The organism is Streptomyces griseoloalbus (genome assembly GCA_014650015.1).
Taxonomy (GTDB): Bacteria; Actinomycetota; Actinomycetes; order Streptomycetales; family Streptomycetaceae; genus Streptomyces; species Streptomyces griseoloalbus.
This window is the reverse complement of sequence record BMUD01000012.1, coordinates 86,695-113,018: the sequence shown is the minus strand read 5'-3', so window position 1 is coordinate 113,018 and position 26,324 is coordinate 86,695. Positions and strand designations below refer to the sequence as shown.

The window sequence follows — 26,324 nt, the reverse complement described above, 5'->3', positions numbered from 1 at the left end:
GAGCACCGTGAAACGCCTGCGCCTGCCGAGTCGGATGCCGATCGACCCGTACATCCTGCTTCTGCTCGGGACGGTGGGCCTCGCCGCGCTGCTGCCGGCCCGCGGGACCGGCGCCGACATCGCCTCCGGCGCCTCCACGGCCGCCGTCGCCCTGCTCTTCTTCCTCTACGGCGCCCGGCTGTCCACCCGTGAGGCGCTGGACGGACTGAAGCACTGGCGGCTCCACGTCACCGTGCTGGCCTGCACCTTCGTCGTCTTCCCGGTGCTGGGTCTCGCCGCCCGCGGGCTCGTCCCGGTGTTCCTGACCGACCCGCTCTACCAGGGCCTGCTCTTCCTCACCCTCGTCCCGTCCACCATCCAGTCGTCGATCGCGTTCACCTCGATCGCCCGCGGCAATGTGCCCGCCGCGATCTGCGCCGGCTCCTTCTCCTCGCTGGTCGGCATCGTCGCCACCCCGCTGCTCGCGGCCACGCTGCTCGGCGGCAGCGGTGGCGGGTTCTCCACCGACTCGGTGGTGAAGATCGTGCTCCAGCTGCTGGTGCCGTTCGCCGCCGGGCAGATGCTGCGCCGCTGGATCGGCTCCTTCGTCGCCCGGCACCGGAAGGTGCTGGGGCTGGTCGACCGGGGGTCGATCCTGCTCGTCGTCTACACGGCGTTCAGCGCGGGCGTGGTGCAGGGCGTCTGGCACCAGGTGAGCCCGGCCCGGCTCGGCGGGCTGCTCGCCGTGGAGGCCGTCCTGCTCGCCGTGATGCTGCTGCTGACCTGGTACGGCGCGAAGGCGCTGCGGTTCGGCCGGGAGGACCGGATCGCCATCCAGTTCGCCGGTTCCAAGAAGTCGCTGGCCGCCGGGCTGCCCATGGCGAGCGTGCTGTTCGGGGCCGAGGCCTCGCTCGCCGTGCTGCCGCTGATGCTGTTCCACCAGATGCAGCTGATGGTGTGCGCGGTGATCGCCAAGCGCCGGTCCCAGGACCCGGTGGAGGAGGTCACCGTCCAGGACCCAGCCGGACGGTCACGAACCGAGGTCGGTACAGGGACACGTCCCGGCTGAGCATCACGGCCGCGCCGGTCGTCTCCAGCCAGTTCACGTCGTAGCTGAGCACCAGCCGCCCGTCGCCGCTCAGCTCCGGGTGTGCCTGCGGGTTGTAGGCGGCGGTCCCGCCCCCGGGCAGCGCGGGGGTGAACTCCCGCGCCGGTCCGTGCCACGGCCCGGTCGGGGAGCAGGACCAGTACGACGCCACCGCGGTCAGCCCCTCCGCACCCGCGGCCATCGTGAACAGCACGTACGTCCCGCCGTCCCGCACCACGGAGAACGCGCTGCCCACACCGGTGCGCCGCCCGTCGCCGAGCACGGGGCGCGGGCGGGCCCGGGTCTGCCAGTCCGAGCCGTTCCAGTACTCCCAGGCCGCCGGGTCGGCGAGCCCGCCCTCGGGGACGCGGGCCGCATACGCGTGCGACGCCGGGCGGGAGGCGGGGCGGCCGTCGTCGCCGCCGAAGACATACGTCCAGCCGTCCTCCTCGACCAGGGTGGTCCCGAACAGCACCCGCCGGGACGGATCGGTGACCTGCTGCTGGTCGTGCACCCGCACGACCGACTCCACGCGCAGTCCGGGCAGGGAGAGCGTGGCGACCTCGGTGGCGGTGGGCACCCCGTAGATCCACGGGTGCTGTCCGGCCGTACGCACCCACAGCAGGACCCGGACGACCCGCTCGGAGGAGCCGGGGGAGCGCGGCTCGACCCGGGCGGCGACCGGCCAGCGCCACTGGTCCGGCGCCGGGTCGGGGAAGAGGGGGGCGGGAAGGGTGCCCTCCAGGCGGCCGTCGCGCATCAGCACGGCCGAGTTGCGCACCAGCGGGGCGGTGGTGTCCCGCCAGGCGGTGGACTCGCCGACCGGGTTGGGCGGGCGGTGCACCCGCCCCAGATAGGTGTCCGAGAACAGCCACAGCAGCCGGCCGTCCGGCAGCCGCACGGAGTGGGTGCCGTCCCCGCCGGTCCAGTCGTCGGTGCGGGTGGCGTCGTCGCCGTAGCGGGCGAACTCGGAGGTCAGGGTGGAGTCGGCGCTGAAGGAGGCGACCGTACGCGGCCGGCAGCCGGCGCCGTCGGGTCGCCGGTCGTCGTCCTGCGGCAGACCGGTGAGCAGCACTGCCCCGAGGACCAGGGTCAGCGCCAGGGCGATCCCGGTCCCCGTCCGCCGTCGTGCTCGTGCTGCGTCGTCGGGCACGCTCCGGGACGTTAGTGGCTGTCGTGGTCCCGGTCCATGGCGCCTTCCGGGAGTCGAGGCGGGGCCCCGCGGCGCAGGGGGCGCTCCCCGCCGGCAGGGGCCCCGCCGCCGTGCAGCGAGGGGACCGGTCAGCCCCGGGAGGCCGCGGCCCTCAGGGCGATGCGGTCCTCACCCGCATACACGTTCATGGAACCGCCCCGCAGAAAGCCCACCAGGGTGAGACCCGTCTCCGCCGCCAGGTCCACGGCCAGCGAGGACGGTGCCGAGACGGCCGCCAGCATCGGGATCCCGGCCATGACCGCCTTCTGCGCCAGTTCGAACGAGGCCCGGCCGGAGACCAGCAGAATCGTCCGCGACAGCGGCAGGTTCCCGCTCTGCAGGGCACGGCCGACCAGCTTGTCGACCGCGTTGTGCCGGCCCACGTCCTCCCGTGCGTCGAGCAGCTCGCCGTCCTCGTCGAACAGGGCCGCCGCGTGCAGGCCGCCCGTGCGGTCGAAGACCCGCTGGGCCGCGCGCAGCCGGTCGGGCAGGCTCGCCAGCAGCTCCGGGGCCACGCGCAGCGGGGGAGTGTCGGCGATGGGGTGGCGGGCCGTCGTGCGGACCGCGTCCAGGCTGGCCTTGCCGCACAGGCCGCAGGAGGAGGTGGTGTAGACGTTGCGCTCGAGGGTGATGTCCGGGATGACCACGCCGGGGGCGGTCTTCACGTCCACCACGTTGTAGGTGTTCGATCCGTCGGCCGTCGCCCCGGCGCAGTAGACGATGTTCCGGAGGTCGGCCGCGGCGGCCAGCACTCCCTCGCTCACCAGGAAGCCGGCCGCCAGCGCGAAGTCGTCGCCGGGGGTGCGCATGGTGATCGCCAGCGGTTTTCCGTTCAGCCGGATCTCCAGGGGTTCCTCGGCGACGAGTGTGTCGGGGCGGCTGGAGACCGCCCCGTCCCGGATGCGGAGCACCTTGCGTCGTTCCGTGACTCGTCCCATGTGTCCTTCAGCCCCGATCAGTCCCGGTTCTGTACGTGCTGGTAGCCGAAGCGGCCCTTGATGCACAGGTTGCCGTGGGTCACCGGGTTGTCGTGCGGCGAGGTGACCTTCACGATCTCATTGTCCTGCACATGGAGGGTGAGGTTGCAGCCCACTCCGCAGTACGCGCACACGGTCGTCGTCTCCGTCTGGCGCGACGCGTCCCACGTACCCGCCGCCCGCATGTCGAACTCCGACTTGAACGACAGGGCCCCGGTGGGACAGACCTCGATGCAGTTGCCGCAGTACACGCACGCCGAGTCGGTCAGCGGGGCGTCGTGCTCGACTGCGATCCGGGCGTCGAACCCACGGCCCGCGACCGAGATCGCGAAGGTGTTCTGCCACTGGTCGCCACAGGCGTCCACGCACTTGTAGCAGAGGATGCACTTGTCGTAGTCGCGCACGTAGAGGTCGTTGTCGACCTTCGGCTCCTCGTTGAGGCGGGCCGCGGCCGGGCCGAAGCGGTCCGGTTTCGCCTCGTACTCCTTGAGCCATTCGGCGACCCGGGGGGTGGTCGACAGGTCGACGCAGGACGCGAGGAGTTCCAGGACGACCTTGCGGCTGTGCCGGGCCCGCTCGGTGCCGGTGCGCACCTCCATGCCCGGCTCGGCCTTCCGCGAGCAGGCGGGGACGAGGGTACGGGAGCCCTCGACCTCCACCACACAGACCCGGCAGGCGTTCTTCGGTGTGAGCGTGTCGCCCTCGCACAGCGTTGGAATGTCCTTCCCGGCGGCCCGGCAGGCGTCGAGGATCGTCGACCCCTCGGGCGCCCTGACCGGCTCGCCGTCGAGGGTGAACTCCAGCAGACGGCGGGGGATCCCCAGCGGTGTCACGGTCATTCGTACGCCCCCAGACGGTCGATGGCGGATTCCACGGCGTTCCACGCGGTCTGTCCCAGACCGCAGATCGAGGCGTCCCGCATCGCGCGTCCGACCTCGCGGAGCAGGGCGATGTCACCGGCGGCGTCGGCGCCCGTACGCTCGACGATCCGGTGCAGCGCCTCCTCCTGGCGCACGGTGCCCACCCGGCAGGGGACGCACTGGCCGCACGACTCGTCGCGGAAGAACTCGGCGATGCGCAGGAGGAGGCGGGGGAGCGGGACGGTGTCGTCGAAGGCCATGACGACTCCGGAGCCGAGGGTCGTGCCTGCTTCCCGTGTGCCTTCGAAGGTGAGGGGGACGGCCAGCTCGTCGGGGCGGACGAAGCCGCCGGCGGCTCCGCCGAGGAGGACCGCGCGGAGGTTGTCCCGCACACCGGCGAGTGTGAGGAGTTCGCCCAGTGTCGCGCCGAACGGGAGCTCGTAGACACCGGGGCGGGCCACGCTGCCCGAGACGCAGTACAGCTTCGGACCGGTGGACGTCTTCGTGCCGATCGCCGCGTAGGCCGGGGCGCCCATGGTCAGGACGGGCAGGACGTTGACGAGGGTCTCGACGTTGTTCTCCACCGTCGGCTTGCCGAACAGGCCCTTCTCCACGGGGAACGGGGGCTTGGCGCGGGGCTCGCCCCGGTGGCCCTCCAGGGAGTTGAACAGGGCCGTCTCCTCGCCGCAGATGTACGCGCCCGCGCCGCGCCGGATCTCGATGTCGAAGGCGTAGCCCTGGCCGAGGATGTCGTCGCCGAGCAGGCCCCGGGCGCGGGCCCGGGTGATGGCGTGTTCCATGCGGTGCAGCGCCCGCGGATATTCGCCCCGGAGGTAGAGGTAGCCCTGGTGCGCGCCGGTCGCGTACGCCGCGATCGTCATCGCCTCCACCAGCGCGTACGGGTCGCCCTCCATGAGGACGCGGTCCTTGAAGGTGCCCGGTTCGGACTCGTCGGCGTTGCAGACGAGGTAGTGCGGGTGGTCCGGCTGGGACGCCGTGGCCTGCCACTTGCGGCCGGTGGGGAAGGCGGCGCCGCCGCGGCCCAGCAGACCGGAGTCGGTGACCTCGCGGATCACGCCGGCGGGGCCGAGGGCGAAGGCGCGGCGCAGGGCGGTGTAGCCGCCGTGGGCGCGGTAGTCGTCCAGGGAGGCGGGGTCCGCGGTGCCGACGCGTTTGAGGAGGGTGAGGGTGGGGTCGCCCGCCTGGGGGACCGCCGCGGCGGGCGGGGGCTCCGAGGGGGCGTTCTCCGGGGCCGTGGCGGTGCCGATGGCCGTGTCGATGGTGGCGGGGGCGCAGACGGCGGTGGCCCTGGAGACCGCTCGCCCCCGCCGCCCCTTCCCTTCCCCACTCCCGGCTGCGCTCGAGCGGGAGGGACCCCCCTCGACCCCGGGGGCTGTGCCCCCGGCCCCTCCTTCGGTCCGGACGGCCTCGTCCTCGATCGCCGGACGGGCTGGATCATCCCCGGCCCGGATCACCAGGGCCGCCGGGGCGCGTTCGCACAGGCCCAGGCAGGGGCTGCGTTCGACCTGTACGCCGCTGCCCGGGCCCAGGCGGGTTTCCACGGCTGCGCACAGCCGCGTCGCCCCGGCCGCTGTGCAGGCGAGGTCCGTACAGACGTGCAGGACGGTCGCCGGGCGTGGCTTCACCGAGAACATCGCGTAGAACGTGGCCACCCCGTACGCCTCCGCCGGTGGCACCGTCAGGCGGCGGCACAGGTAGTCCAGGGCGCCCTCGCTGATCCAGCCGACCCGGTCGTTGAGGGCGTGCAGCCCCGGCAGCAGCAGGTCACGGCGGTCGCGGGCCTCGCGTCCGCCGCGGGCCCACCTGAGGTCCGCGGCGGAGCGGTCGGCGCCCTCCCAGGCGGACTCGGGGGGCCCGAGCAGCGCGTCGACCGCCGCCCGTTCCTCGTCGGTGGGCTTGCTGTCACCGAAGTGCAGGTCCACGGTTGCTCACCTCACGTGTGTCGGGGCCGGGAGTTTCTCGATCCGGATCGCCGACGCCTTGAACTCCGCCGTCCCCGCGATCGGGCAGTTCGCCTCGATCGTCAGCTGGTTGGTGTCCACCTCGTCGGGAAAGTGGAACGTCATGAAGGCGAGCCCCGGCCGCAGCGCGGTGTCGACCCAGACCGGCGCCAGCACCGACCCGCGTCGTGAGGACACCCGCACCTCCTCGCCGACCACGACCCCGTACCGCTCGGCGTCCTCGGGGCACAGCTCGACGAATTCGCCGCGTCGCAGCGGGGAGGAGTAACCGCCGCTCTGCACCCCGGTGTTGTAGGAGTCGAGCCGCCGGCCGGTGGTGAGCCGGATCGGGTACTCCTCGTCGGTGAGGTCGACCGGCGGGTCGTGCTGCACGAGTCCGAAGGGTGCCGGCCTGCCGCGCCGTTCCGGGTCCGTCTCCCACAACCGGCCGTGGAGATACGGCGGTTCCAGCGCGTCCGTGCTCGGGCACGGCCACTGGATGCCCTGGTGTTCCTCCAGGCGCTCGTACGTCATGCCGTGGTGGTCGGGGGAGACGGAGCGCAGTTCGTTCCAGACGGCCTCGGCGTCGGGGTACTTCCAGTCGTGACCGAGGCGGCCGGCGAGGTCGCAGATGATGTCGATGTCCTCGCGGGCCTCGCCGGGCGGGACCACGGCCCGGCGGACGCGCTGCACCCGCCGCTCGCTGTTGGTGGTGGTGCCCTCGGTCTCCGCCCAGCCGGCGGTCGCGGGCAGCACGACGTCCGCGAGCTCGGCGGTCTTCGTCAGGAAGATGTCCTGCACCACCAGGAAGTCCAGCTGCCGCAGCCGGCGTACCGCCTGTTCGCCGTCCGCCTCCGACTGGGCCGGGTTCTCGCCGATGCAGTAGACCGCCCGCAGCGATCCGTCCTCCATGGCCTCGAACATCTCCGTCAGGTTGAGCCCGTAGTGCGGCTGGATGACGGTGTCCCAGGCGGACTCGAACTTCGCCCTGATGCCGGTGTCGAGGATGTCCTGGAAGCCGGGCAGGCGGTTGGGGATGGCGCCCATGTCGCCGCCGCCCTGCACGTTGTTCTGGCCGCGCAGGGGTTGCAGGCCCGAGCCGTAGCGGCCGATGTGTCCGGTGAGCAGGGAGAGGTTGATCAGGGCACGGACGTTGTCGGTGCCGTTGTGGTGCTCGGTGATGCCGAGGGTCCAGCAGAGCTGGGCGCGTTCGGCGCGGGCGTAGGCGTGCGCCACCTCCCGTATGGCGGCGGCGGGTACGCCCGTCACCTTTTCGGCGAGGGACAGCGTCCATGGCTCGACGAGCGCCTTGTACTCGTCGAAGCCGGTGGTCGCCCGCCGTACGAACGCCTCGTTGACCAGGCCGGCGTGGATGATCTCGCGGCCGATCGCGTGCGCCATCGGGATGTCCGTGCCGACGTTCAGCCCGAGCCAGCTCTCCGCCCACTCGGCGGTGGACGTCCGCCGCGGGTCGACCGCGTACATGCGGGCGCCGTTGTGGACGCCCTTGAGCACGTGCTGGAAGAAGATCGGGTGCGCGAAGCGGGCGTTGGAGCCCCACATCACGATGACGTCGGTGTGCTCGATCTCCTCGTACGACGACGTCCCGCCGCCCGAGCCGAACGCGGCCGACAGGCCCGCCACGGACGGGGCGTGGCAGGTGCGGTTGCAGGAGTCGACGTTGTTGGTGCCCATGACGACCCGGGCGAACTTCTGCGCCACGTAGTTCATCTCGTTGGTCGCGCGGGCGCAGGAGAACATCCCGAACGCGCCGTGCGCCGCCCAAAAACCCCGGGCGGCCCGGTCCAGGGCCTCGTCCCAGGTCGCCCGGCGGAAGGGCGCGTCGCGGGAGTCCCGGACGAGGGGGTGGGTGAGGCGGGTGTAGGTCTTCGGGCTCCGGTCGCGTTTCCTCATGCGGCGCTCCTCAGCGCGAGCAGGTCGGACAGGGCGTGCACGGTGCGCAGGGTGGGCACCGGGACGCCGGTGACTTCCGCCAGTTCGACGACGGCCGCGAGCAGCACGTCGAGTTCGAGCGGCTTGCCGCGCTCCAGGTCCTGGAGTGTGGAGGTGCGGTGGTCGCCGACCTTCTCGGCGCCCGCGAGCCGGCGTTCGATGGAGACGCCGACCTCGCAGCCGAGGGCCCCGGCGACCGTCAGCGTCTCGGTCATCATGGTCTCGATGACCTGGCGGGTGCCGCCGTGCAGGCACATCTGCCGCATGGTGGCGCGGGCGAGGGCGCTGATCGGGTTGAAGGAGATGTTGCCCAGCAGCTTCAGCCAGATGTCGTTGCGCAGGTCCGGCTCGACCGGGCACTTCAGGCCGCCCGCGCGCATCGCCTCGCTCAGTGCCAGACAGCGCGCGGAGACGCTGCGGTCGGGTTCGCCGATCGAGAAGCGGGTGCCTTCCACATGCCGGACGACGCCGGGCTGTTCGAGTTCGGTGGCCGCGTAGACGACGCAGCCGACGGCCCGTTCGGGCGCGAGCACCGCACTGACCGCGCCGTCGGGGTCCACACTCTCCAGGCGGCGGCCGTCGTACGGCCCGCCGTGCCGGTGGAAGTACCACCAGGGGATGCCGTTCTGGGCGGCCACGACGGCCGTGGTGTCGTGCAGCAGCGGCTCGATCAGCGGCCCGCACGCCGCGTACGAGTTGGCCTTCAGCCCCAGGAGGACGAAGTCGGCCGGGCCCACTGCGCCCGGGTCGTCGGTGGCATGGGGGTGGGCGGTGAAGTCACCGCGCGGGCTGCGCACCTGTACTCCGTACTGCCTCATGGCCGCGAGATGCGGTCCACGGGCGATGAGGTGCACGTCGGCGCCCGCACGATGGAGCGCGGCACCGACATAGGCGCCGATCGCCCCGGCGCCGAGGACTGCGACTTTCATGGCGGGGGGAGCTCCGTCCGGTCGAGGGATACCGAGGAACCGCGGGAACTGCCGAATCTCTGTCGACGAAATATTGTCTACAGTATGGAGGTAGCCTCAGCAAGGCTTTGTGCAGCACCAGTGGTTGTCTCCTCAACCGCCTTCTCAACGGCACCATCGGTCCCTACGGTTGGGGACTCATGAGTCCCCCCGTCGCACCCCCCGGCTGGAGCCGCTGGCTCGTCCCGCCGGCCGCGCTCTCCGTTCACCTCTCCATCGGCCAGGCCTACGCGTGGAGCGTGTTCAAACCGCCGCTCGAGTCCGCGCTCGGTCTCAGCGGCACCCAGAGCGCCCTGCCCTTCCAGCTCGGCATCGTCATGCTCGGTCTGTCCGCCGCGTTCGGCGGCACCCTCGTCGAACGCCGGGGACCGCGCTGGGCGATGACCGTGGCCCTGGTCTGCTTCTCCTCCGGCTTCCTGCTCTCCGCGCTGGGCGCGGCCACCGAGCAGTACTGGCTGATCGTCCTCGGTTACGGCTTCGTCGGCGGCATCGGCCTGGGCATCGGCTACATCTCGCCCGTCTCGACGCTGATCAAGTGGTTCCCGGACCGGCCCGGCATGGCCACCGGCATCGCCATCATGGGCTTCGGCGGCGGCGCGCTGATCGCCTCGCCCTGGTCGGCGCAGATGCTCGACTCCTTCGGCACCGACAGTTCCGGCATCGCGCTCGCCTTCCTCGTGCACGGGCTGACCTACGCCGTGTTCATGCTGCTCGGTGTGGTGCTGGTGCGGGTACCGCGCACCGCGCGTCCGGTGGCCGGCGCGCCCGCCGTGCACGCCGGGCCGCAGGTCTCCGCCCGCTCCGCCGTGCGCACCCCGCAGTTCTGGCTGCTGTGGATCGTGCTCTGCATGAACGTCACCGCGGGCATCGGCATCCTGGAGAAGGCCGCGCCGATGATCACCGACTTCTTCGCGGACACCTCCGCGCCGGTGTCGGCGACGGCCGCCGCCGGTTTCGTCGCGCTGCTGTCGGCGGCGAACATGGCGGGCCGTATCGGCTGGTCGACCACCTCCGACCTGATCGGCCGGAAGAACGTCTACCGGCTGTACCTCGGCGCCGGCGCCCTGATGTACGCGCTCATCGCGCTGCGGGGCGACGCCTCCAAGCCCTTGTTCGTGCTGTGCGCGCTGGTGATCCTCTCCTTCTACGGCGGCGGCTTCGCCACGGTCCCGGCGTATCTGAAGGACCTTTTCGGCACCTACCAGGTGGGCGCCATCCACGGCCGGCTGCTCACCGCCTGGTCCACGGCCGGCGTGCTCGGGCCGCTGATCGTGAACTGGGTCGCCGACCGGCAGGAGGAGGCGGGCCGGCACGGCTCGTCCCTGTATGGGATGTCGCTGCTCATCATGATCGGGCTGCTCGTCGTCGGCTTCGTCGCCAACGAGCTGGTCCGGCCGGTCCACCCCCGTCACCACGTCCCCAGCCCCAGCCCCGAGACAGCGCAGGAGGCCGCCGATGACCGGCGACAGCAGCCAGAGTCCGCCTAGCCCCGGCCGCCGCGGGCTGATCACCTTCGCCTGGCTGTGGGTGGGGGTGCCGCTCGCCTACGGGCTGTACGAGCTCGTGCGCAAGGCGACACAGCTGTTCACCGGGTGACGGCCGGTCCGCGCGCGGTCCCGTCAGGTCTGACGGAAGCCGACAAGCCCGGTACCCGTTTCCTGTCGCTTCACCTACCGTCGTACCGGTGAGTCACTGATCAGACTGGTGCATCCCGCAACCGACCCACGAGGGGGATCACCCATGATCGGCTCGCGCATCGCCGCCGTCGGCCACTACCAGCCCGCCAAGGTCCTCACCAACGAGGACCTGGCGGGCATGGTCGACACCAGCGACGCGTGGATCACCAGCCGGGTGGGCATCCGCACCAGGCACATCGCGGGTCCCGACGAGCCGGTCGACGAGCTGGCCGCGCACGCCGCCGCCAAGGCGCTGGCGGCGGCCGGCCGGACACCCGCCGAGATCGACCTGGTCCTGCTCGCCACCTCCACCGCGATCGACCGCTCGCCCAACATGGCCGCCCGGGTCGCGGCCCGTCTCGGCATGCCCGGGCCCGCCGTCATGGACATCAACGTGGTGTGCGCCGGCTTCACCCACGCCCTCGCCACCGCCGACCACGCCGTACGGGCCGGCGGCGCGAGCCGGGTGCTGGTCGTCGGCGCCGACAAGATGACCGACGTGACCGACTGGACCGACCGCTCCACCTGCGTGCTCGTCGGCGACGGGGCGGGAGCCGCCGTGGTGGAGGCCTGCGCGCCGGGCCAGGGGGCGGGGATCGGCCCGGTGCTGTGGGGCTCGGTGCCCGAGATGGGGCACGCGGTGCGGATCGAGGGGACACCCCCGCGGTTCGCCCAGGAGGGGCAGAGCGTCTACCGCTGGGCGGCCACCCAGCTGCCCGTCATCGCCCGCCAAGCCTGCGAGAAGGCGGGACTGGCCCCGGAGGACCTCGCCGGCGTGGTGCTGCACCAGGCCAACCTGCGGATCATCGAACCCCTCGCGCGCCGGATCGGCGCCGTCAACGCCGTCGTCGCCCGCGATGTCATCGAGTCCGGCAACACCTCGGCCGCCAGCATCCCGCTGGCCTTCTCCAAACTCGTCGAACAGGGCGCGGTGTCGACCGGCGAACCGGTGCTGCTGTTCGGCTTCGGGGGAAACCTGTCGTACGCCGGACAGGTCGTACGCTGCCCCTGAGCCGCTCCGCGCGGTCCCCCGGACGGGTACGACGAGGCCGGCTCCTCGGCCCGCGGGCACTCCTCGCCCCACGAGCTCCTGTGCGCCGTAGACTGTAGACGAAAGACAATCACTACTGGCGTTGCGGTGACACCGGCGTTCGTGGCGGTGCACGGCGCTGCCGAGGAGGGGGACCGCGATGTTGTCGGCAGGACTGCCCCAGGGGGCGGTGCCCAGGCTCGAACGGCCCGGCCCGCTGCGCGACCGCGTCTACGAGGCGCTGCTCGAACTCATCACCACCCGCGCCCTCCAGCCGGGCCAGCACCTGGTCGAGAGCGAACTCGCCGGGCACCTCGGCGTCTCCCGCCAGCCGGTGCGCGAGGCGCTGCAGCGGCTCAACACCGAGGGCTGGGTCGATCTGCGGCCCGCACAGGGCGCGTTCGTGCACGAGCCGACGGAGGAGGAGGCCGACCAGCTCCTCACCGTGCGTACGCTGCTGGAGGCCGAGGCCGCCCGTCTCGCCGCGGGCAACGCCGACAGCGCGGGCATCGAGGTCCTGGAGGCGATCCTCGCGGAGGGCCTCAACGCCGTGGACGCCGACGACGTGGACACCGCCGTCGCCCTCAACGCCCGTTTCCACGCCAAGATCATGGACCTGGCCGGCAACGCCGTGCTCGCGGAGCTCGCCGCCCAGGTCGACCGGCGGGTGCGCTGGTACTACACCCCGGTCGCCCGGCAGCGCGGTGAGCAGTCCTGGGTCGAGCACCGCGAGATGATCGCCGCCATCGCGGCCCACGACGAGCAGCTGGCCACCCGGCTGATGCGCGAACACACCGAGCACACCCGCCGCTCGTACCACGCGCGCTCGAAATCCTGAGTCCCCGCCGTCATCGCTTCACGCCCTTTCGCCCGGTTTTCGGGCGACCTCGCGAGCTCCTTTGTCCTGTGAGTGGAAAAAGTAAGGGCCAATTCCTGCGCGACTTCTTCCCACCTCCGGCAGGCGCTGCTACTTTCCCATCCGAAAGCACGCCACACACGTGGCCGGAATCCGGCGCGCACAGGCCGATTGAGGCGGGGAGGGGCTCGTGAGACGTATGACCGCGCGACCCGCCAACGCTCACCAGGCCCGACTGCTCAGGCTGCTGCGCGACGGTGGCCCCAACTCCCGTGCCCAGCTGGGCGACCAGGTCGACCTCTCCCGGTCGAAACTGGCCGTGGAGGTGGACCGGCTGCTGGAGACGGAACTCGTCGTGGCCGACGGACTCGCCGCCTCGCGCGGTGGCCGGCGCTCCCACAACATCCGGCTCAACCCGCACCTGCGGTTCCTCGGCGTCGACATCGGCGCGACCTCGGTCGACGTCGCCGTCACCAACGCCGAACTGGAGGTCCTCGGGCACATCAACCAGCCCATGGACGTCCGCGAGGGCCCGGTCGTGGTCTTCGAGCACGTGCTGTCCATGGCGGCGAAGCTCCGGGCCTCGGGGCTCGCGGAGGGGTTCGACGGCGCCGGCATCGGCGTCCCGGGCCCGGTCCGCTTCCCCGAGGGCATCCCGGTGGCTCCGCCGATCATGCCGGGCTGGGACGGCTTCCCCGTGCGGGAGGCGCTCAGCCAGGACCTCGGCTGTCCGGTCATGGTCGACAACGACGTGAACCTGATGGCCATGGGGGAGCAGCACGCGGGCGTCGCCCGCACCGTGCACGACTTCCTCGTCGTCAAGATCGGTACCGGCATCGGCTGCGGCATCGTCGTCGGCGGTGAGGTCTACCGCGGTACGACGGGCAGCGCGGGCGACATCGGGCACATCCAGGCCGTGCCCGACGGCCGCCCGTGCGCCTGCGGCAACCGGGGCTGTCTGGAGGCACACTTCTCCGGCGCGGCCCTCGCGCGGGACGCCATGGAGGCCGCCGAACAGCGGCTCTCCACCGAACTCGCGAACCGACTGGAGTCGAACGGCACACTCAGCGCCGTCGACGTCGCCGCCGCGGCCGCGGCCGGTGACGCCACCGCCCTCGATCTGATCCGCGAGGGCGGCAACCGCACCGGCCAGGTCATCGCCGGCCTGGTCAGCTTCTTCAACCCCGGTCTGGTGGTGATCGGCGGCGGGGTGACCGGACTCGGTCACACCCTGCTCGCCGCGATCCGCACCCAGGTCTACCGGCAGTCGCTGCCCCTGGCCACCGGCAACCTGCCCATCGTGCTGGGCGAGTTGGGACCCACCGCCGGAGTCATCGGCGCGGCCCGGCTCATCAGCGACCACCTTTTCTCACCCGCCTAGCACCTTCACCGCACCCGCTCCACCGCACGGACACTTCACCGGTACCAGGCACCACACCCACCGCCACCGCCCTACCCCGCGCTGCCCGAAAACGCTTGCCCCGCAAGGGGATCGCCCTGACACCGGCCCGCATGCCCGCCGAGGGGATATCCGCATGGCACCAGAACCACCGCTGCTCAGCATGTCCGGCATCACCAAGTCGTTCCCCGGAGTCCGGGCCCTGGACGGCGTCGATCTCGACGTCCAGGCCGGCGAGGTGCACTGCCTGCTCGGCCAGAACGGCGCCGGGAAGTCCACCCTGATCAAGGTGCTGGCCGGCGCTCACCAGCCCGACACGGGCACCATCCGCTGGCGTTCGGAAGAGGTCACGCTCCGCTCCCCGATCGCCGCCATGCGCCTCGGCATCGCCACCATCTACCAGGAACTCGACCTGGTGGAACACCTGTCGGTCGCCGAGAACGTGCACCTCGGCCACGAACCCACGGCCGCCGGCTTCGTCGTACGGGGCAAGGTCGCCCGGGACTCGACGGCCCAGCTCCTCAAGCGACTCGGTCACCCGGAGATCGACCCCGGCCGGCTGGTCGGTGAACTGTCGGCGGCGCACCAGCAGATCGTGTCCATGGCGCGGGCGCTCTCCCACGAGGTTCGGCTCATCGTGATGGACGAGCCGTCCGCGGCCCTCGACCCGGACGAGGTCGACAACCTCTTCCGTATCGTGGGCGACCTCACCGCGGACGGAGTCGCCGTCGTCTACATCTCGCACCGCCTGGAGGAGATCCGGCGCATCGGCGACCGCGTGACCGTGCTGAAGGACGGCCGCGCCGTGGCCGGCGGGCTGCCCGCCAAATCGACGCCGACCAGCGAGGTGGTCGCGCTGATGACGGGACGCAACGTCGAGTACGTCTTCCCGCGACGGCCCACCGCCGCACCGCAGGGCGAACCGGTGCTGACCGTCGAAGGGCTCTCCCGCGAGGGCGAGTTCGCCCCCCTCGACCTCCAGGTGCGACCCGGTGAGATCGTCGGACTCGCGGGACTCGTGGGCTCCGGACGCTCCGAGATCCTGGAGACCGTCTACGGCGCCCGCAAGCCGGACACCGGCCGGGTCCTGGTCGACGGACGGCCCCTGAAACCGGGCAGTGTGCGGGCGGCCGTGAGCGCCGGGCTCGGGCTCGCCCCCGAGGAACGCAAGGCGCAGGCCCTGCTCATGCTGGAATCCGTCACCCGCAACGTGTCGGTGTCCTCCATGTCCCGCTTCGCACGGGTCGGCTGGATCGACCGCGGCGCCGAACTGGGCGCCGCGCGAGCCGCCACCCGCGAACTGTCCCTGCGTCCCGACAACCCCGACGTGCCGGTGCGCACCCTGTCCGGCGGCAACCAGCAGAAGGCCGTGCTCGCGCGCTGGCTGCTGCGCGGCTGCCGGGTGCTGCTGCTCGACGAACCCACCCGCGGCGTCGACGTGGGCGCCCGCGCCGAGCTCTACGCGGTCATCCGCCGACTGGCGGACGAAGGCCTCGCGGTCCTGCTGGTCTCCAGCGAGGTGCCCGAGGTGCTCGGCCTCGCCGACCGCGTCCTGGTCCTGCGCGAGGGCACCGTCGTCCACACGGCGCCCGCCCGCGAACTCGACGAACACCGTGTACTCGACCTGGTCATGGAAGGAAGCCCGGCGTCATGACGCAGCCCGTCTCCCCGCCGCGGGACAGCACCGACAAGGTGCCGTCGGCCGCCGAAACACCCCCCTGGCGCGCCGTGTTGTTCCGCGCCGACGTCCGCACGCTGTCGTTGCTCGGCGTGCTCGCCGTACTGATCCTCATCGGCGGCATCACCAAACCGGACGAGTTCCTGGACACCCGCAACCTCCAGCTCGTCCTCACCCAGGCCTCCGTCATCGGTGTCGTCACCGTCGGCATGACCTTCGTCATCATCTCCGGCGGCATCGACCTGTCGGTCGGCGCGATCGTCGCCCTCGCCTCCGTGTGGGCCACCACCGTCGCCACCCAGGAGTACGGTTTCGGCGGCATCCTGTTCACCGCCGTCGCCGTCGGAGTGGGGTGCGGGCTGGTCAACGGGGTGCTCATCGCGTACGGCGGGATGGTGCCGTTCATCGCCACCCTCGCCATGCTCGCCTCGGCCCGCGGCCTCGCCCTGCAGATCACCGACGGCCGGACCCAGATCGTCAGCGTCGACAGCGTCCTCGACCTCGGCGAACGCGACGCCTACATCCTCGGCATCCCGCCGCTGGTCCTGGTCTTCGCAGCGGTCACCGTCATCGGCTGGCTGGTCCTCAACCGGACCACCTTCGGCCGCCGCACCGTCGCCGTCGGCGGCAACGCGGAGGCCGCCCGGCTCGCCGGCATCGACGTACGCCGCCAGCGGCTCTACCTGTACCTGCTGTCCGGGCTGTGCTGCGGCATCGCCGCCTTCCTGCTGATCGTCCTGGCCGGCTCCGGCCAGAACACCAACGGCAACCTCTACGAACTCGACGCCATCGCCGCCGCGATCATCGGCGGCACCCTGCTCACCGGGGGCCGCGGCACCATCGTCGGCTCCGTCCTCGGCGTCCTGATCTTCACCACGATCACCAACATCTTCGCCCTGAACAACCTGCAGAGCGACGTCCAGCAGATCGCCAAGGGCGCGATCATCGTCGCCGCCGTGCTGGTCCAGCGCCGTACCGCGAGCACGACATGAGGAAAGGGTTCACCGCCATGCCACAGACGCCTTTCACGAGCCGCAGAGGGCTGCTCTTCGGAGCGGCCGCCGTATCCGCCGGTGCCCTCGTCACCGGGTGCACGAGCAACGAGTCCAGCGCCGACGAGCCGGCCGCCAACGACCAGCCCGCCGCCGACGACAAGCCCGGCAAGCCGGTCACCATCGGCTACGCGGGACCGCAGGCCGACCACGGATGGCTCAACGCCATCAACGACAACGCCAAGAAGCGGGCGGAGAAGTACTCCGACGTCACCCTGGAGATCACCGAGGGCTCCAACGACACCGCCCAGCAGATCGGCCAGATCGAGACCCTCATCAACAAGAAGGTCGACGTCCTGGTGGTGCTGCCGGCCGACGGCAAGGCGCTCACCCAGGTCGGGCTGAAGGCGATGCGGGCCGGCATCCCGGTGGTCAACCTCGACCGGATCTTCAACACCCCGCAGGCCTACCGCTGCTGGGTCGGTGGCGACAACTACGGCATGGGCCTGAACGCCGGTCACTACATCGGCGAGAAGCTCAAGGACAAGCCGAACGCCCGGGTCGTCGAACTCGCCGGGCTGGACAACCTGGAGCTCACCCAGCAGCGCACCAAGGGCTTCGACGACGCGCTGAAGAACTACCCCAACATCAAGAAGGTGGCCCGGCAGGCCGCCGAGTTCACCGTCGAGTCCGGCCAGGCCAAGATGGCCCAGCTGCTCCAGGCGCAGTCGGAGATCGACGCGCTGTGGAACCACGACGACGACCAGGGCGTGGGCGCGCTGCGCGCCATCGAACAGGCCGGTCGCGACGAGTTCCTGATGGTGGGCGGCGCCGGCGCGCTCGCCGCCTTCGAGGCCATCAAGGCCGACAACGGTGTCCTGAAGGCGACCGTCCTGTACCCGCCGACCATGGCCGCGTCCGCGATCGACCTCGCCCGCGCCCTCGGCCAGGGCAAGGGCATCGGCGGCCTCGCCGAGTTCGAGATCCCCTCGACGGTGACCTGCTACTCGGCCGTCGTCGACAAGGAGAACGTGGACCAGTACATGCCCACCGGGTTCAAGTGAGGGGCCCCGCCCCACGGGCCTGACCAGCCCACCGGGCGGGACCCACCCCGCCCGCCACGACGACGAGGAGGACATTCGTATGGCACAGCCGCAGCAGTCCGAAGGTGCAAAAACGGGGAAGCCACCGCTGCGCGTCGGCATGGTCGGTTACGCCTTCATGGGTGCCGCCCACTCCCAGGGCTGGCGCACCGCGGGACGCGTCTTCGACCTGCCGCTGAGCCCCGAACTGGCCGTGATCTGCGGCCGGGACGCCGACGCCGTGCGCGCGGCGGCCGACCGGCACGGCTGGGCGGAGACCGAGACGGACTGGCGCGCCCTGGTCGAACGGGACGACATCGACCTCGTCGACATCTGCACCCCCGGCGACAGCCACGCCGAGATCGCGCTCGCCGCGCTCGCCGCGGGCAAGCACGTGCTGTGCGAAAAGCCCCTCGCCAACACCGTCGAGGAGGCCGCGGCCATGACCCGCGCCGCCGAAGAGGCGGCGGCACGCGGCCAGCTGGCGATGGTCGGCTTCAACTACCGCCGGGTCCCCGCCACCGCGCTGGCCCGGCGGATGGTGGCCGAGGGCAGGATCGGCACACTGCGGCACGTGCGGGTGGCCTACCTCCAGGACTGGCTGGTGGACCCCGCGTTCCCGCTGACCTGGCGGCTGCGCCGCGAGCAGGCCGGATCCGGCTCGCTCGGCGACCTCGGCGCGCACATCGTCGACCTGGCCCAGTACCTGGCCGGGGAGCGGCTGGCGGGCGTCTCGGCGCTCACCGAGACGTTCGTACGGCAGCGGCCCCTGCCCACCGCGCCCAGCGCCGGCCTGGCCGCCGTCACCGCGGCCGGCACCGGAGAGGTCACCGTCGACGACGCCGCCCTGTTCACCGGCCGCTTCACCTCCGGCGCCCTCGCCTCCTTCGAGGCCACCCGGTACGCCACCGGACGCAAGAACGCCCTGCGCATCGAACTCAACGGCGAGCGCGGCTCGCTCGCCTTCGACCTGGAGCGGCTCAACGAGCTGTCGTTCCACGACGGCACCGAGCCCGCGACGCACGCCGGTTTCCGCCGCATCCTCGTCACCGAACCCGACCACCCCTACCTCGAGGGCTGGTGGCCGCCGGGCCACGGCCTCGGCTACGAGCACACCTTCGTGCACCAGGCCCGCGACCTGGTCCACGCCGTCGCCGAGGGCCGCACCCCCGAACCCTCCTTCGCCGACGGGCTGCAGGTGCAGCGCGTCCTCGCGGCGGTGGAGGAGAGCGCAGAGAAGAACTCCGTCTACACACCGATCGCCGCCTGAGGAGGACGGATACGGATGCCGCGCAACTTCACGCTGTTCACCGGACAGTGGGCGGACCTGCCGCTGGAGGAGGTCTGCCGACTCGCCCGCGACTTCGGCTACGACGGCCTCGAACTCGCCTGCTGGGGCGACCACTTCGAGGTGGACAAGGCGCTCGCCGACCCGTCCTACGTCGCCGGCCGCCACCAGCTCCTCGACAAGTACGGCCTGAAGTGCTGGGCGATCTCCAACCACCTGGTCGGGCAGGCGGTGTGCGACGCCATCATCGACGAACGCCACCAGGCGATCCTGCCCGCCCGGATCTGGGGCGACGGCGAGGCCGAGGGCGTACGGCAGCGGGCCGCCGCCGAGATCAAGGACACCGCGCGCGCCGCGGCCCTCCTCGGCGTCGACACCGTCATCGGTTTCACGGGCTCGGCCATCTGGCACCTGGTCGCCATGTTCCCGCCCGCGCCCGAGTCGATGATCGAGCGGGGGTACGAGGACTTCGCCGAGCGGTGGAACCCCATCCTGGACGTCTTCGACGCCGAGGGAGTGCGGTTCGCGCACGAGGTCCACCCCAGCGAGATCGCCTACGACTACTGGACCACCGTCCGCGCCCTGGACGCGGTCGACCGCCGGCCGGCCTTCGGCCTCAACTTCGACCCCTCCCACTTCGTGTGGCAGGACCTCGACCCGGTCGGCTTCCTGTGGGACTTCCGCGACCGGATCTACCACGTCGACTGCAAGGAGGCCCGCAAGCGCCTCGACGGACGCAACGGCCGCCTCGGCTCCCACCTGCCCTGGGGCGACCCCCGGCGCGGCTGGGACTTCGTCTCCGCCGGCCACGGCGACGTGCCGTGGGAGGACGTCTTCCGCATGCTGCGCTCCATCGACTACCAGGGCCCCGTCTCCGTCGAATGGGAGGACGCCGGCATGGACCGGCTCCAGGGCGCCCCCGAGGCGCTGACCCGCCTGAAGGCGTACGACTTCGAGCCGCCCAGCGCGTCCTTCGACGCGGCGTTCAACAGCTGAGTCGCGCCCGGCCGCAGGTCGGGAACGGGGGCCGGTACGTCCGCCGGCCCCCGGTCCGGCCTGCCCGGATACCGCTTTGTCCTGCATTGGGAAAAAGATTGAACCGGTCTTGATCCAAGGGGTGTTCGCCCCGGAAGAACGCGGTTACCGTCCCTGAAGTGTTCAGGACACCCACGCCTCCGGGGTGACGGCGCACCCCGGCGCCCGCTTCGCCGCCTTCGCACCCACCCGTACGGCCCATCCCGTTCCCGGAGGGACTTCGTGCACAGAACCAGACTCAAAAGCACCACGACCACGAGGCGTCCCAGGCTTCGCACCACCCTCGCCCTGTTCACCGGCCTGCTGCTGGCCGTGGGCACCCCGGCGACCGTCGCCGGCGCCCACCCCGGCCACCCGGAGCACGACGACCCGGCGGCCGCCGAGGGGCAGTTCCAGCAGGTACCGCTCGCCAAGGGCGAGCCCGAGACGGGCGAGCCGATGTCGCTCGCCGTGCTCCCGGACCGCAGCGTCCTGCACACCTCGCGCGACGGCACGCTGCGCCTCACCGACCAGGGCGGCGTCACCAAGGTCGCCGGCAAGATCCCCGTCTACAGCCATGACGAGGAGGGCCTGCAGGGCGTCGGCATCGACCCGGACTTCAAGAACAACCGGGCGATCTACCTCTACTACGCCCCGCCGCTCGACACCCCCGCGGGCGACGCCCCGGAGACCGGCACCGCCGAGGACTTCAAGAAGTTCGACGGCGTCAACCGCCTGTCCCGCTTCGTCCTCAACGCCAACGGCACGCTCGACCTGGCCAGCGAGAAGAAGGTCCTGGACGTCGCGGCCTCCCGCGGCACCTGCTGCCACGTCGGCGGCGACATCGACTTCGACGCCGAGGGCAACCTCTACCTGTCCACCGGCGACGACACCAACCCCTTCGCCTCCGACGGCTTCACGCCGATCGACGAGCGGCCGGACCGCAACCCGGCCTTCGACGCCCGCCGCAGCGCCGGCAACACCAACGACCTGCGCGGCAAGATCCTGCGCATCAAGGTCGCCGAGGACGGCTCGTACACCGTCCCGGAGGGCAACCTCTTCGCCCGCGGGACCGACAAGACCCGTCCCGAGATCTACGCGATGGGCTTCCGCAACCCGTTCCGGATAAGCGTCGACGACAAGACCGGCATCGTCTACGTCGGCGACTACGGCCCCGACGCCGGTGCCGCCGACCCGAACCGGGGCCCGGCGGGACAGGTCGAGTTCGCCAAGGTCACCAAGGCCGCCAACTTCGGCTGGCCGTTCTGCACCGGCGACAACGACGCCTACGTCGACTACGACTTCGCGACCAAGGTCTCCGGTGAGAAGTTCGACTGCGCCGCCCCCAGGAACACCTCGCCCCACAACACGGGCCTCGTCGACCTGCCGCCCGCGCAGGCCGCCTGGATCCCGTACGACGGCGACTCCGTGCCCGAGTTCGGCAGCGGCTCCGAGTCCCCGATGGCCGGCCCGGTCTACCGCTACGACCCCGAGCTCGACTCCAGTGTGAAGTTCCCCGAGGCGTACGACGGCGACTTCTTCGCCGGTGAGTTCGGCCGCCGCTGGATCAAGCGCATCGAGCAGGGCGAAGACGGCTCCGTCGCGAAGATCAACGACTTCCCGTGGACCGGCACCCAGATCATGGACATGGAGTTCGGGCCCGACGGCGCGCTCTACGTCCTGGACTACGGCGTCTCCTGGTTCCAGGGCGACGAGAACTCCGCGCTGTACCGGATCGAGAACGCCGAGGACGGCTTCTCCCCGATCGCCGAGGTGAGCGCCGACAAGACCTCGGGCGCGGCCGGCCTGAAGGTCAAGTTCACCGCCACCGTCAAGGACGCCGACTCCCCGGACCTCACCTACAGCTGGGACTTCGGCGACGGCACCAAGGGCGAGGGACTCACCCCCACCCACACGTACAAGAAGATCGGCACCTACACGGCGACCTTCACCGCGAAGGACGCCGAGGGCAACACCGGTAACGCCAGCGCCCGGATCGTGGTCGGCAACACCGAGCCCAAGGTGAGGATCGACGTCCCCGGCAACGGCAGCCTGGCCGCCTTCGGTGAGCCCGTGCCGTTCAAGGTGACCGTCACCGACCCCGAGGAGACCGTCGACTGCTCCAAGGTCAAGGTCGCCTACAGCCTCGGCCACGACTCCCACGCCCACGAGCTGACCAGCGAGATGGGCTGTGAGGGCACTCTGAAGCCGCCCGCCGGAGACGGCGGTCACGACCCCAACGCCAACATCTACGGCGTCGTCGGCGCCAGTTACACCGACGGCGGGGCGAACGGCCAGGAGACCCTGACCGGCACCGCGCGCACCGTGGTCCAGCCGCTGCACCGCCAGGCCGAGCACTTCACCACCCAGTCGGGCGTTCAGACGTACGACAAGACCGGCGCCAACGGCGGCAAGACCGTCGGTGACATCAACGACGGCGACTGGATCTCCTTCAGCCCCTACCGCTTCGACGGTCAGAAGAAGATGACCGTGCGCGCCTCCTCCGGTGGCGCCGGCGGCTTCGTCGAACTGCGCACCGGCTCGCCCGACGGCCCGCTGCACGGCTCGGCGTACATCCCGCCGACCGGCGGCTGGGACACGTTCCAGAACGTCGACGTGCCCCTGCGGTCCCTGCCGAAGCGCACCACGGACATCTACCTGGTGTTCAGGGGCGGCGACGGCGCGCTGTACGACGTGGACGACTTCGAGTTCTCCAAGGAGCCGTTCAAGGCCGGCAAGAAGGTCCTGGTCTTCTCCAAGACGGCGGGCTTCCGGCACGACTCCATCCCGGCCGGCATCGCCGCCCTGAAGGAGCTCGGCGCCCCGGCCGGCATCTCGGTCACCGCCACCGAGGAGGCCGGACAGTTCACCACGGCCAACCTCGCCAAGTACGACGCCGTGGCCTTCCTGTCCACCACCGGTGACGTGCTCGACGCCGACCAGCAGAAGGCGTTCGAGAACTACGTGAAGAACGGCGGCGGCTACGTGGGCATCCACGCCGCCGCCGACACCGAGTACGACTGGAAGTTCTACGGCGGTCTCGTCGGCGCCTACTTCGACTCGCACCCGGCCATCCAGAAGGCCACCGTGCGCGTCGAGGACCACGACCACCCGTCCACCGCGCACCTGGACGAGGCGTGGGAGCGCACCGACGAGTGGTACAACTACCGCACCAACCCGCGCGAGCAGGCCAAGGTCCTCGCCACTCTCGACGAGACCACCTACCAGGGCGGCACCATGAAGGGCGACCACCCGATCGCCTGGTGCCAGAGCTACGGCGGGGGCCGCTCGTTCTACACGGGCGGTGGCCACACCAAGGAGTCCTACGCCGACGAGGCCTTCCGCGCCCATCTGCTCGGCGGTCTGCAGTACGCCACCGGCCAGGTCAAGGCGGACTGCAAGCCGAGCAAGGGCTACCGGGAGATCTTCAACGGCCAGACCCTGGACGGCTGGAAGCAGGCAGGCCCCGGCACGTTCGACGTCAAGGACGGCACCCTGGAGACCGAGGGCGGCATGGGCCTGCTCTGGTACCAGGCCAAGGAGCTGAAGTCGTACTCCCTCAAGCTCGACTGGAAGATGCGGGGCGACGACAACTCCGGGATCTTCGTGGGCTTCCCGGCCTCCGACGACCCCTGGTCCGCGGTGAACAAGGGCTACGAGATCCAGATCGACGCCACGGACGCGCCCGACCGCACCACGGGCTCCGTCTACTCCTTCAAGTCGGCGAACATCAAGGCCCGTGACCAGGTCCTGCGCCCGCCCGGCCAGTGGAACTCCTACGAGATCAAGGTCCAGGGCGAACGCCTCCAGGTGTTCCTCAACGGAGTCAAGATCAACGACTTCACCAACAAGGACCCCGAGCGGAGCCTGACGGACGGCCACATCGGCCTCCAGAACCACGGCGCCGACGACCAGGTCTCCTTCCGCAACATCCAGCTGAAGGAACTGCCCGCACAGGGCGACTAGAACGGCGGCGGGCGGAGGACGCCGGACCTCCGCCCGCCGTCCCGCCGGGCCCCGCGCCCGGCGCCCCGCTCGTCCCCATCCGGCACTCGCACCGGGTTCGCGTACGACAAGGAGGCTGCCCATGTCCGCCGAACCGTCCCTCCCCACCCCCTCCCCGGCCCCGCGCTACGGCGTCTGGCTCATCGGGGCGCGCGGATCCGTCGCCACCACCGTGGTGGCGGGATGCGCCGCCATGACCGCCGGACTGCACCCGCCGACGGGCATGGTGACCGAGGACCCCGTCTTCGCCGACTCCGGCCTGCCGGCCCTGTCCTCCCTCGTCTTCGGCGGCCACGACACCCTGGACTGCCCGCTGCCCAAACGCGCGGAGGCACTCGCGGCCGGCGGGGTGCTGCCGCCCGGTCTGCCGTCCGCCGTCGCGGCCGAACTCGACGCCGCCGACCGGGAGATCCGGCCCGGTGGTCCGGCCGCCGGGGACACCCGCAGCGAAGAGGAACTGATCGCCGCCTTCGCCTCGGACATCCGCGACTTCATCACCCGGTGCGGGCTGGAGGGCACGGTGGTGGTGAACGTGGCCTCCACGGAACCGGCGCCCGTCGGCTCCGCACTCCCCGCCAGTTCCCTGTACGCCGCCGCCGCCCTCCGCGCCGGCTGCCCCTACGTCAACTTCACCCCCTCGACGGGACTGCACCACCCGGCGCTGGCCCCGCTGGCCGAGGCCTCCGGTCTGCCCTACGCGGGCCGCGACGGCAAGACCGGCCAGACCCTGCTGCGCTCGGTGCTCGGCCCGATGTTCGCCCAGCGGGCGCTGACGGTGCGCGCCTGGTCCGGCACCAACCTCCTGGGCGGCGGCGACGGTGCCGCCCTCGCCGACCCCGCGGCCGCCGCCGCCAAGAACGCCGGGAAGGAACGCGTCCTCGTCGACACCCTCGGTGCCGCCCCCGAGGGCGAGGTCCACATCGACGACGTGCCCGCGCTCGGCGACTGGAAGACGGCCTGGGACCACATCGCCTTCGACGGCTTCCTCGGCTCCCGCATGATCCTGCAGACCATCTGGCAGGGCTGCGACTCGGCGCTCGCCGCCCCGCTCGTTCTCGACCTGGCCCGGCTGGTCGCCCGTGCCCGGGAGAGGGGCCTGTCCGGTCCGCTGGGCGAACTGGGCTTCTACTTCAAGGACCCGGTCGGGGACGGCCCGTCGTCACTGGCCGAGCAGTACGCGGAGCTGAGGCACTTCGCCGGGCGACTGCGGGACGGCGCCGACGGTCGCGGGGCGCAGCGGTGAGCCGCACGGTCGCCGGGGCGCAGGTCACGCCCGCGCCGACCGGGCGAACGGCGGCGGGCCCGGCCCCCGAGGACGCCGCATCGGCCCCCGGCGGTGCCGCGCCCCACACACCCCGTCCCCACTCCGACCGCGCGGGCGCCTGGGCCGAACTGCTGCGCCTGCCCGCGCTGTTCACCGTCCCCGGCGACGCCCTGGCCGGCGCGGCGGCGGTCGGCGCGCGCCCCGGGCCCCGCACCCTGCTCGCCATCGGATCATCCCTGTGCCTGTACGAGGCCGGCATGGCCCTGAACGACTGGGCGGACCGCGCCGAGGACGCCCTGGAACGCCCGCACCGCCCGCTCCCCTCCGGTCGCATCCGCCCCGCCGCCGCCCTCGCCGCGGCCTGTGGCCTCACCGGGGCCGGTCTGGTGCTCGCCGCCCGTGCCGGTCGGCCCGCGCTCGCCGTGGCCGCGCCGCTGGCGGCGACCGTCTGGGCCTACGACCTGGCGCTGAAGCACACTGCCGCCGGTCCCGCGGCCATGGCCACCGCCCGCGGACTGGACCTGCTCCTGGGCGCGGCCGCCACGAGCGGCGGCACCCGGGCGGCACTGCCCTCCGCCGCGCTGCTCGGCAGCCACACCCTCGCGGTCACGGCCGTGTCCCGCCGGGAGACCGGCGGCGGCTCGGCCCTGGTCCCGCTGGCGGCCCTCGCCACGACGGGAGTGCTGACGCGGCTGATCACCCATCGCCGCACCCGACTCCCGGCAGGCCGACGGGCAGCAGCCGCCCCCGGCCTGCCGGGTCCCAGCCCGGCCGAGGGCCCGCCCGGGGTCACCGGCGCCCTCACCACCGCCCTGGCCGCCGCCTACGCCGCCACGGCCGCCCGCCCCTACTTCCACGCCGCCCTCAACCCCTCGCCCCCGCTCACCCAACGCGCCGTCGGTGGCGGCATCCGGGCCACGATCCCGCTCCAGGCCGCACTCGCCGCCCGTTCCGGCGCGGCCGCCACATCCCTCCTGGTCGCGGCCCTGGCCCCGGCCGGCCGGATGTTCGCGAGGAGGGCCGGCATGAGGAAGGTGAGCATCACGTGAGCCGACACCCGAAC

The 26,324-nt window shown here is 71.8% G+C and carries 20 protein-coding genes; 14 read left to right on the top strand and 6 right to left on the bottom strand.

The genetic code is table 11. The features are described 5' to 3' along the window. Positions 1 to 34 precede the first annotated feature (34 nt). Positions 35 to 1,048, top strand: a complete 1,014-nt coding sequence (locus IE178_RS19445) for a bile acid:sodium symporter family protein (protein WP_184763262.1) — start codon at positions 35 to 37, stop codon at positions 1,046 to 1,048. Here IE178_RS19445 and IE178_RS19440 read toward each other — a convergent pair. The 6 genes from IE178_RS19440 to IE178_RS19415 all read right to left on the bottom strand — a co-directional run bounded on the left by IE178_RS19440 (position 984) and on the right by IE178_RS19415 (position 8,938). Then, positions 984 to 2,219: a DUF5005 domain-containing protein gene (locus tag IE178_RS19440; RefSeq protein ID WP_193513193.1), complete on the bottom strand. Its 1,236-nt coding sequence runs from the start codon at positions 2,217 to 2,219 to the stop codon at positions 984 to 986. The two genes, IE178_RS19445 and IE178_RS19440, sit on opposite strands and share 65 nt — an antisense overlap. A 128-nt stretch (positions 2,220 to 2,347) precedes the next feature. After that, positions 2,348 to 3,196 carry a formate dehydrogenase accessory sulfurtransferase FdhD gene (gene fdhD, locus IE178_RS19435; protein ID WP_184763023.1) on the bottom strand — a complete coding sequence of 283 codons (849 nt, stop codon included), beginning with the start codon at positions 3,194 to 3,196 and terminating at the stop codon, positions 2,348 to 2,350. Positions 3,197 to 3,213: 17 nt separating this feature from the next. Next, complete coding sequence (locus IE178_RS19430; protein WP_193513192.1) at positions 3,214 to 4,074, bottom strand: 2Fe-2S iron-sulfur cluster-binding protein; 861 nt, start codon at positions 4,072 to 4,074, stop codon at positions 3,214 to 3,216. Next, on the bottom strand, positions 4,071 to 6,038 hold the full coding sequence (locus tag IE178_RS19425) for an NAD(P)H-dependent oxidoreductase subunit E (protein WP_193513191.1): 1,968 nt from the start codon (positions 6,036 to 6,038) through the stop codon (positions 4,071 to 4,073). The genes IE178_RS19430 and IE178_RS19425 overlap by 4 nt, the downstream gene beginning before the upstream one ends. Before the next feature lie 6 nt (positions 6,039 to 6,044). Continuing rightward, entirely contained in the window at positions 6,045 to 7,970 is a 1,926-nt protein-coding gene (locus tag IE178_RS19420) for a molybdopterin oxidoreductase family protein (protein WP_193513190.1), read from the bottom strand. Beyond that, complete coding sequence (locus tag IE178_RS19415; protein WP_184763027.1) at positions 7,967 to 8,938, bottom strand: 2-dehydropantoate 2-reductase; 972 nt, start codon at positions 8,936 to 8,938, stop codon at positions 7,967 to 7,969. Before IE178_RS19415 ends, IE178_RS19420 begins: the two co-directional genes overlap by 4 nt. A 179-nt stretch (positions 8,939 to 9,117) precedes the next feature. Here IE178_RS19415 and IE178_RS19410 point away from each other — a divergent pair, with 179 nt between their 5' ends. The 13 genes from IE178_RS19410 to IE178_RS19350 all read left to right on the top strand — a co-directional run bounded on the left by IE178_RS19410 (position 9,118) and on the right by IE178_RS19350 (position 26,310). Beyond that, a complete protein-coding gene (locus tag IE178_RS19410) occupies positions 9,118 to 10,464 on the top strand; it encodes an OFA family MFS transporter (RefSeq protein WP_193513189.1) in 1,347 nt (448 codons plus the stop codon). Further along, positions 10,433 to 10,573, top strand: a complete 141-nt coding sequence (locus tag IE178_RS19405; RefSeq protein ID WP_184763029.1) for an MFS transporter small subunit — start codon at positions 10,433 to 10,435, stop codon at positions 10,571 to 10,573. The genes IE178_RS19410 and IE178_RS19405 overlap by 32 nt, the downstream gene beginning before the upstream one ends. Positions 10,574 to 10,717: 144 nt before the next feature. Then, positions 10,718 to 11,665, top strand: a complete 948-nt coding sequence (locus tag IE178_RS19400) for a beta-ketoacyl-ACP synthase III (protein WP_193513188.1) — start codon at positions 10,718 to 10,720, stop codon at positions 11,663 to 11,665. A 178-nt stretch (positions 11,666 to 11,843) separates the two neighbouring features. Next, on the top strand, positions 11,844 to 12,521 hold the full coding sequence (locus tag IE178_RS19395) for a GntR family transcriptional regulator (RefSeq protein WP_193513187.1): 678 nt from the start codon (positions 11,844 to 11,846) through the stop codon (positions 12,519 to 12,521). A gap of 217 nt (positions 12,522 to 12,738) precedes the next feature. Continuing rightward, positions 12,739 to 13,920, top strand: coding sequence for an ROK family protein (locus IE178_RS19390; RefSeq protein ID WP_184763263.1), 1,182 nt, complete (start codon positions 12,739 to 12,741; stop codon positions 13,918 to 13,920). A gap of 154 nt (positions 13,921 to 14,074) precedes the next feature. Beyond that, positions 14,075 to 15,592, top strand: coding sequence for a sugar ABC transporter ATP-binding protein (locus tag IE178_RS19385; protein ID WP_193513186.1), 1,518 nt, complete (start codon positions 14,075 to 14,077; stop codon positions 15,590 to 15,592). Continuing rightward, positions 15,589 to 16,608 (top strand): ABC transporter permease, encoded by a 1,020-nt coding sequence (locus IE178_RS19380; RefSeq protein WP_184763033.1) that lies wholly within the window; start codon positions 15,589 to 15,591, stop codon positions 16,606 to 16,608. The genes IE178_RS19385 and IE178_RS19380 overlap by 4 nt, the downstream gene beginning before the upstream one ends. Before the next feature lie 17 nt (positions 16,609 to 16,625). After that, positions 16,626 to 17,672, top strand: a complete 1,047-nt coding sequence (locus IE178_RS19375) for a substrate-binding domain-containing protein (protein WP_184763034.1) — start codon at positions 16,626 to 16,628, stop codon at positions 17,670 to 17,672. 79 nt (positions 17,673 to 17,751) lie between these two features. Then, positions 17,752 to 18,960 carry a Gfo/Idh/MocA family protein gene (locus IE178_RS19370; RefSeq protein WP_193513185.1) on the top strand — a complete coding sequence of 403 codons (1,209 nt, stop codon included), beginning with the start codon at positions 17,752 to 17,754 and terminating at the stop codon, positions 18,958 to 18,960. A 15-nt stretch (positions 18,961 to 18,975) separates the two neighbouring features. Beyond that, the gene (locus IE178_RS19365; RefSeq protein WP_184763036.1) at positions 18,976 to 19,974 is read left to right on the top strand and encodes a sugar phosphate isomerase/epimerase family protein; all 999 of its coding nucleotides are present in this window, start codon (positions 18,976 to 18,978) and stop codon (positions 19,972 to 19,974) included. A 261-nt stretch (positions 19,975 to 20,235) separates the two neighbouring features. After that, a complete protein-coding gene (locus IE178_RS19360) occupies positions 20,236 to 23,958 on the top strand; it encodes a ThuA domain-containing protein (protein WP_193513184.1) in 3,723 nt (1,240 codons plus the stop codon). Positions 23,959 to 24,079: 121 nt separating this feature from the next. After that, complete coding sequence (locus tag IE178_RS19355) at positions 24,080 to 25,240, top strand: inositol-3-phosphate synthase (RefSeq protein ID WP_184763038.1); 1,161 nt, start codon at positions 24,080 to 24,082, stop codon at positions 25,238 to 25,240. Continuing rightward, positions 25,237 to 26,310, top strand: coding sequence for an SCO3242 family prenyltransferase (locus IE178_RS19350; RefSeq protein ID WP_184763039.1), 1,074 nt, complete (start codon positions 25,237 to 25,239; stop codon positions 26,308 to 26,310). The genes IE178_RS19355 and IE178_RS19350 overlap by 4 nt, the downstream gene beginning before the upstream one ends. Positions 26,311 to 26,324 lie beyond the last annotated feature (14 nt).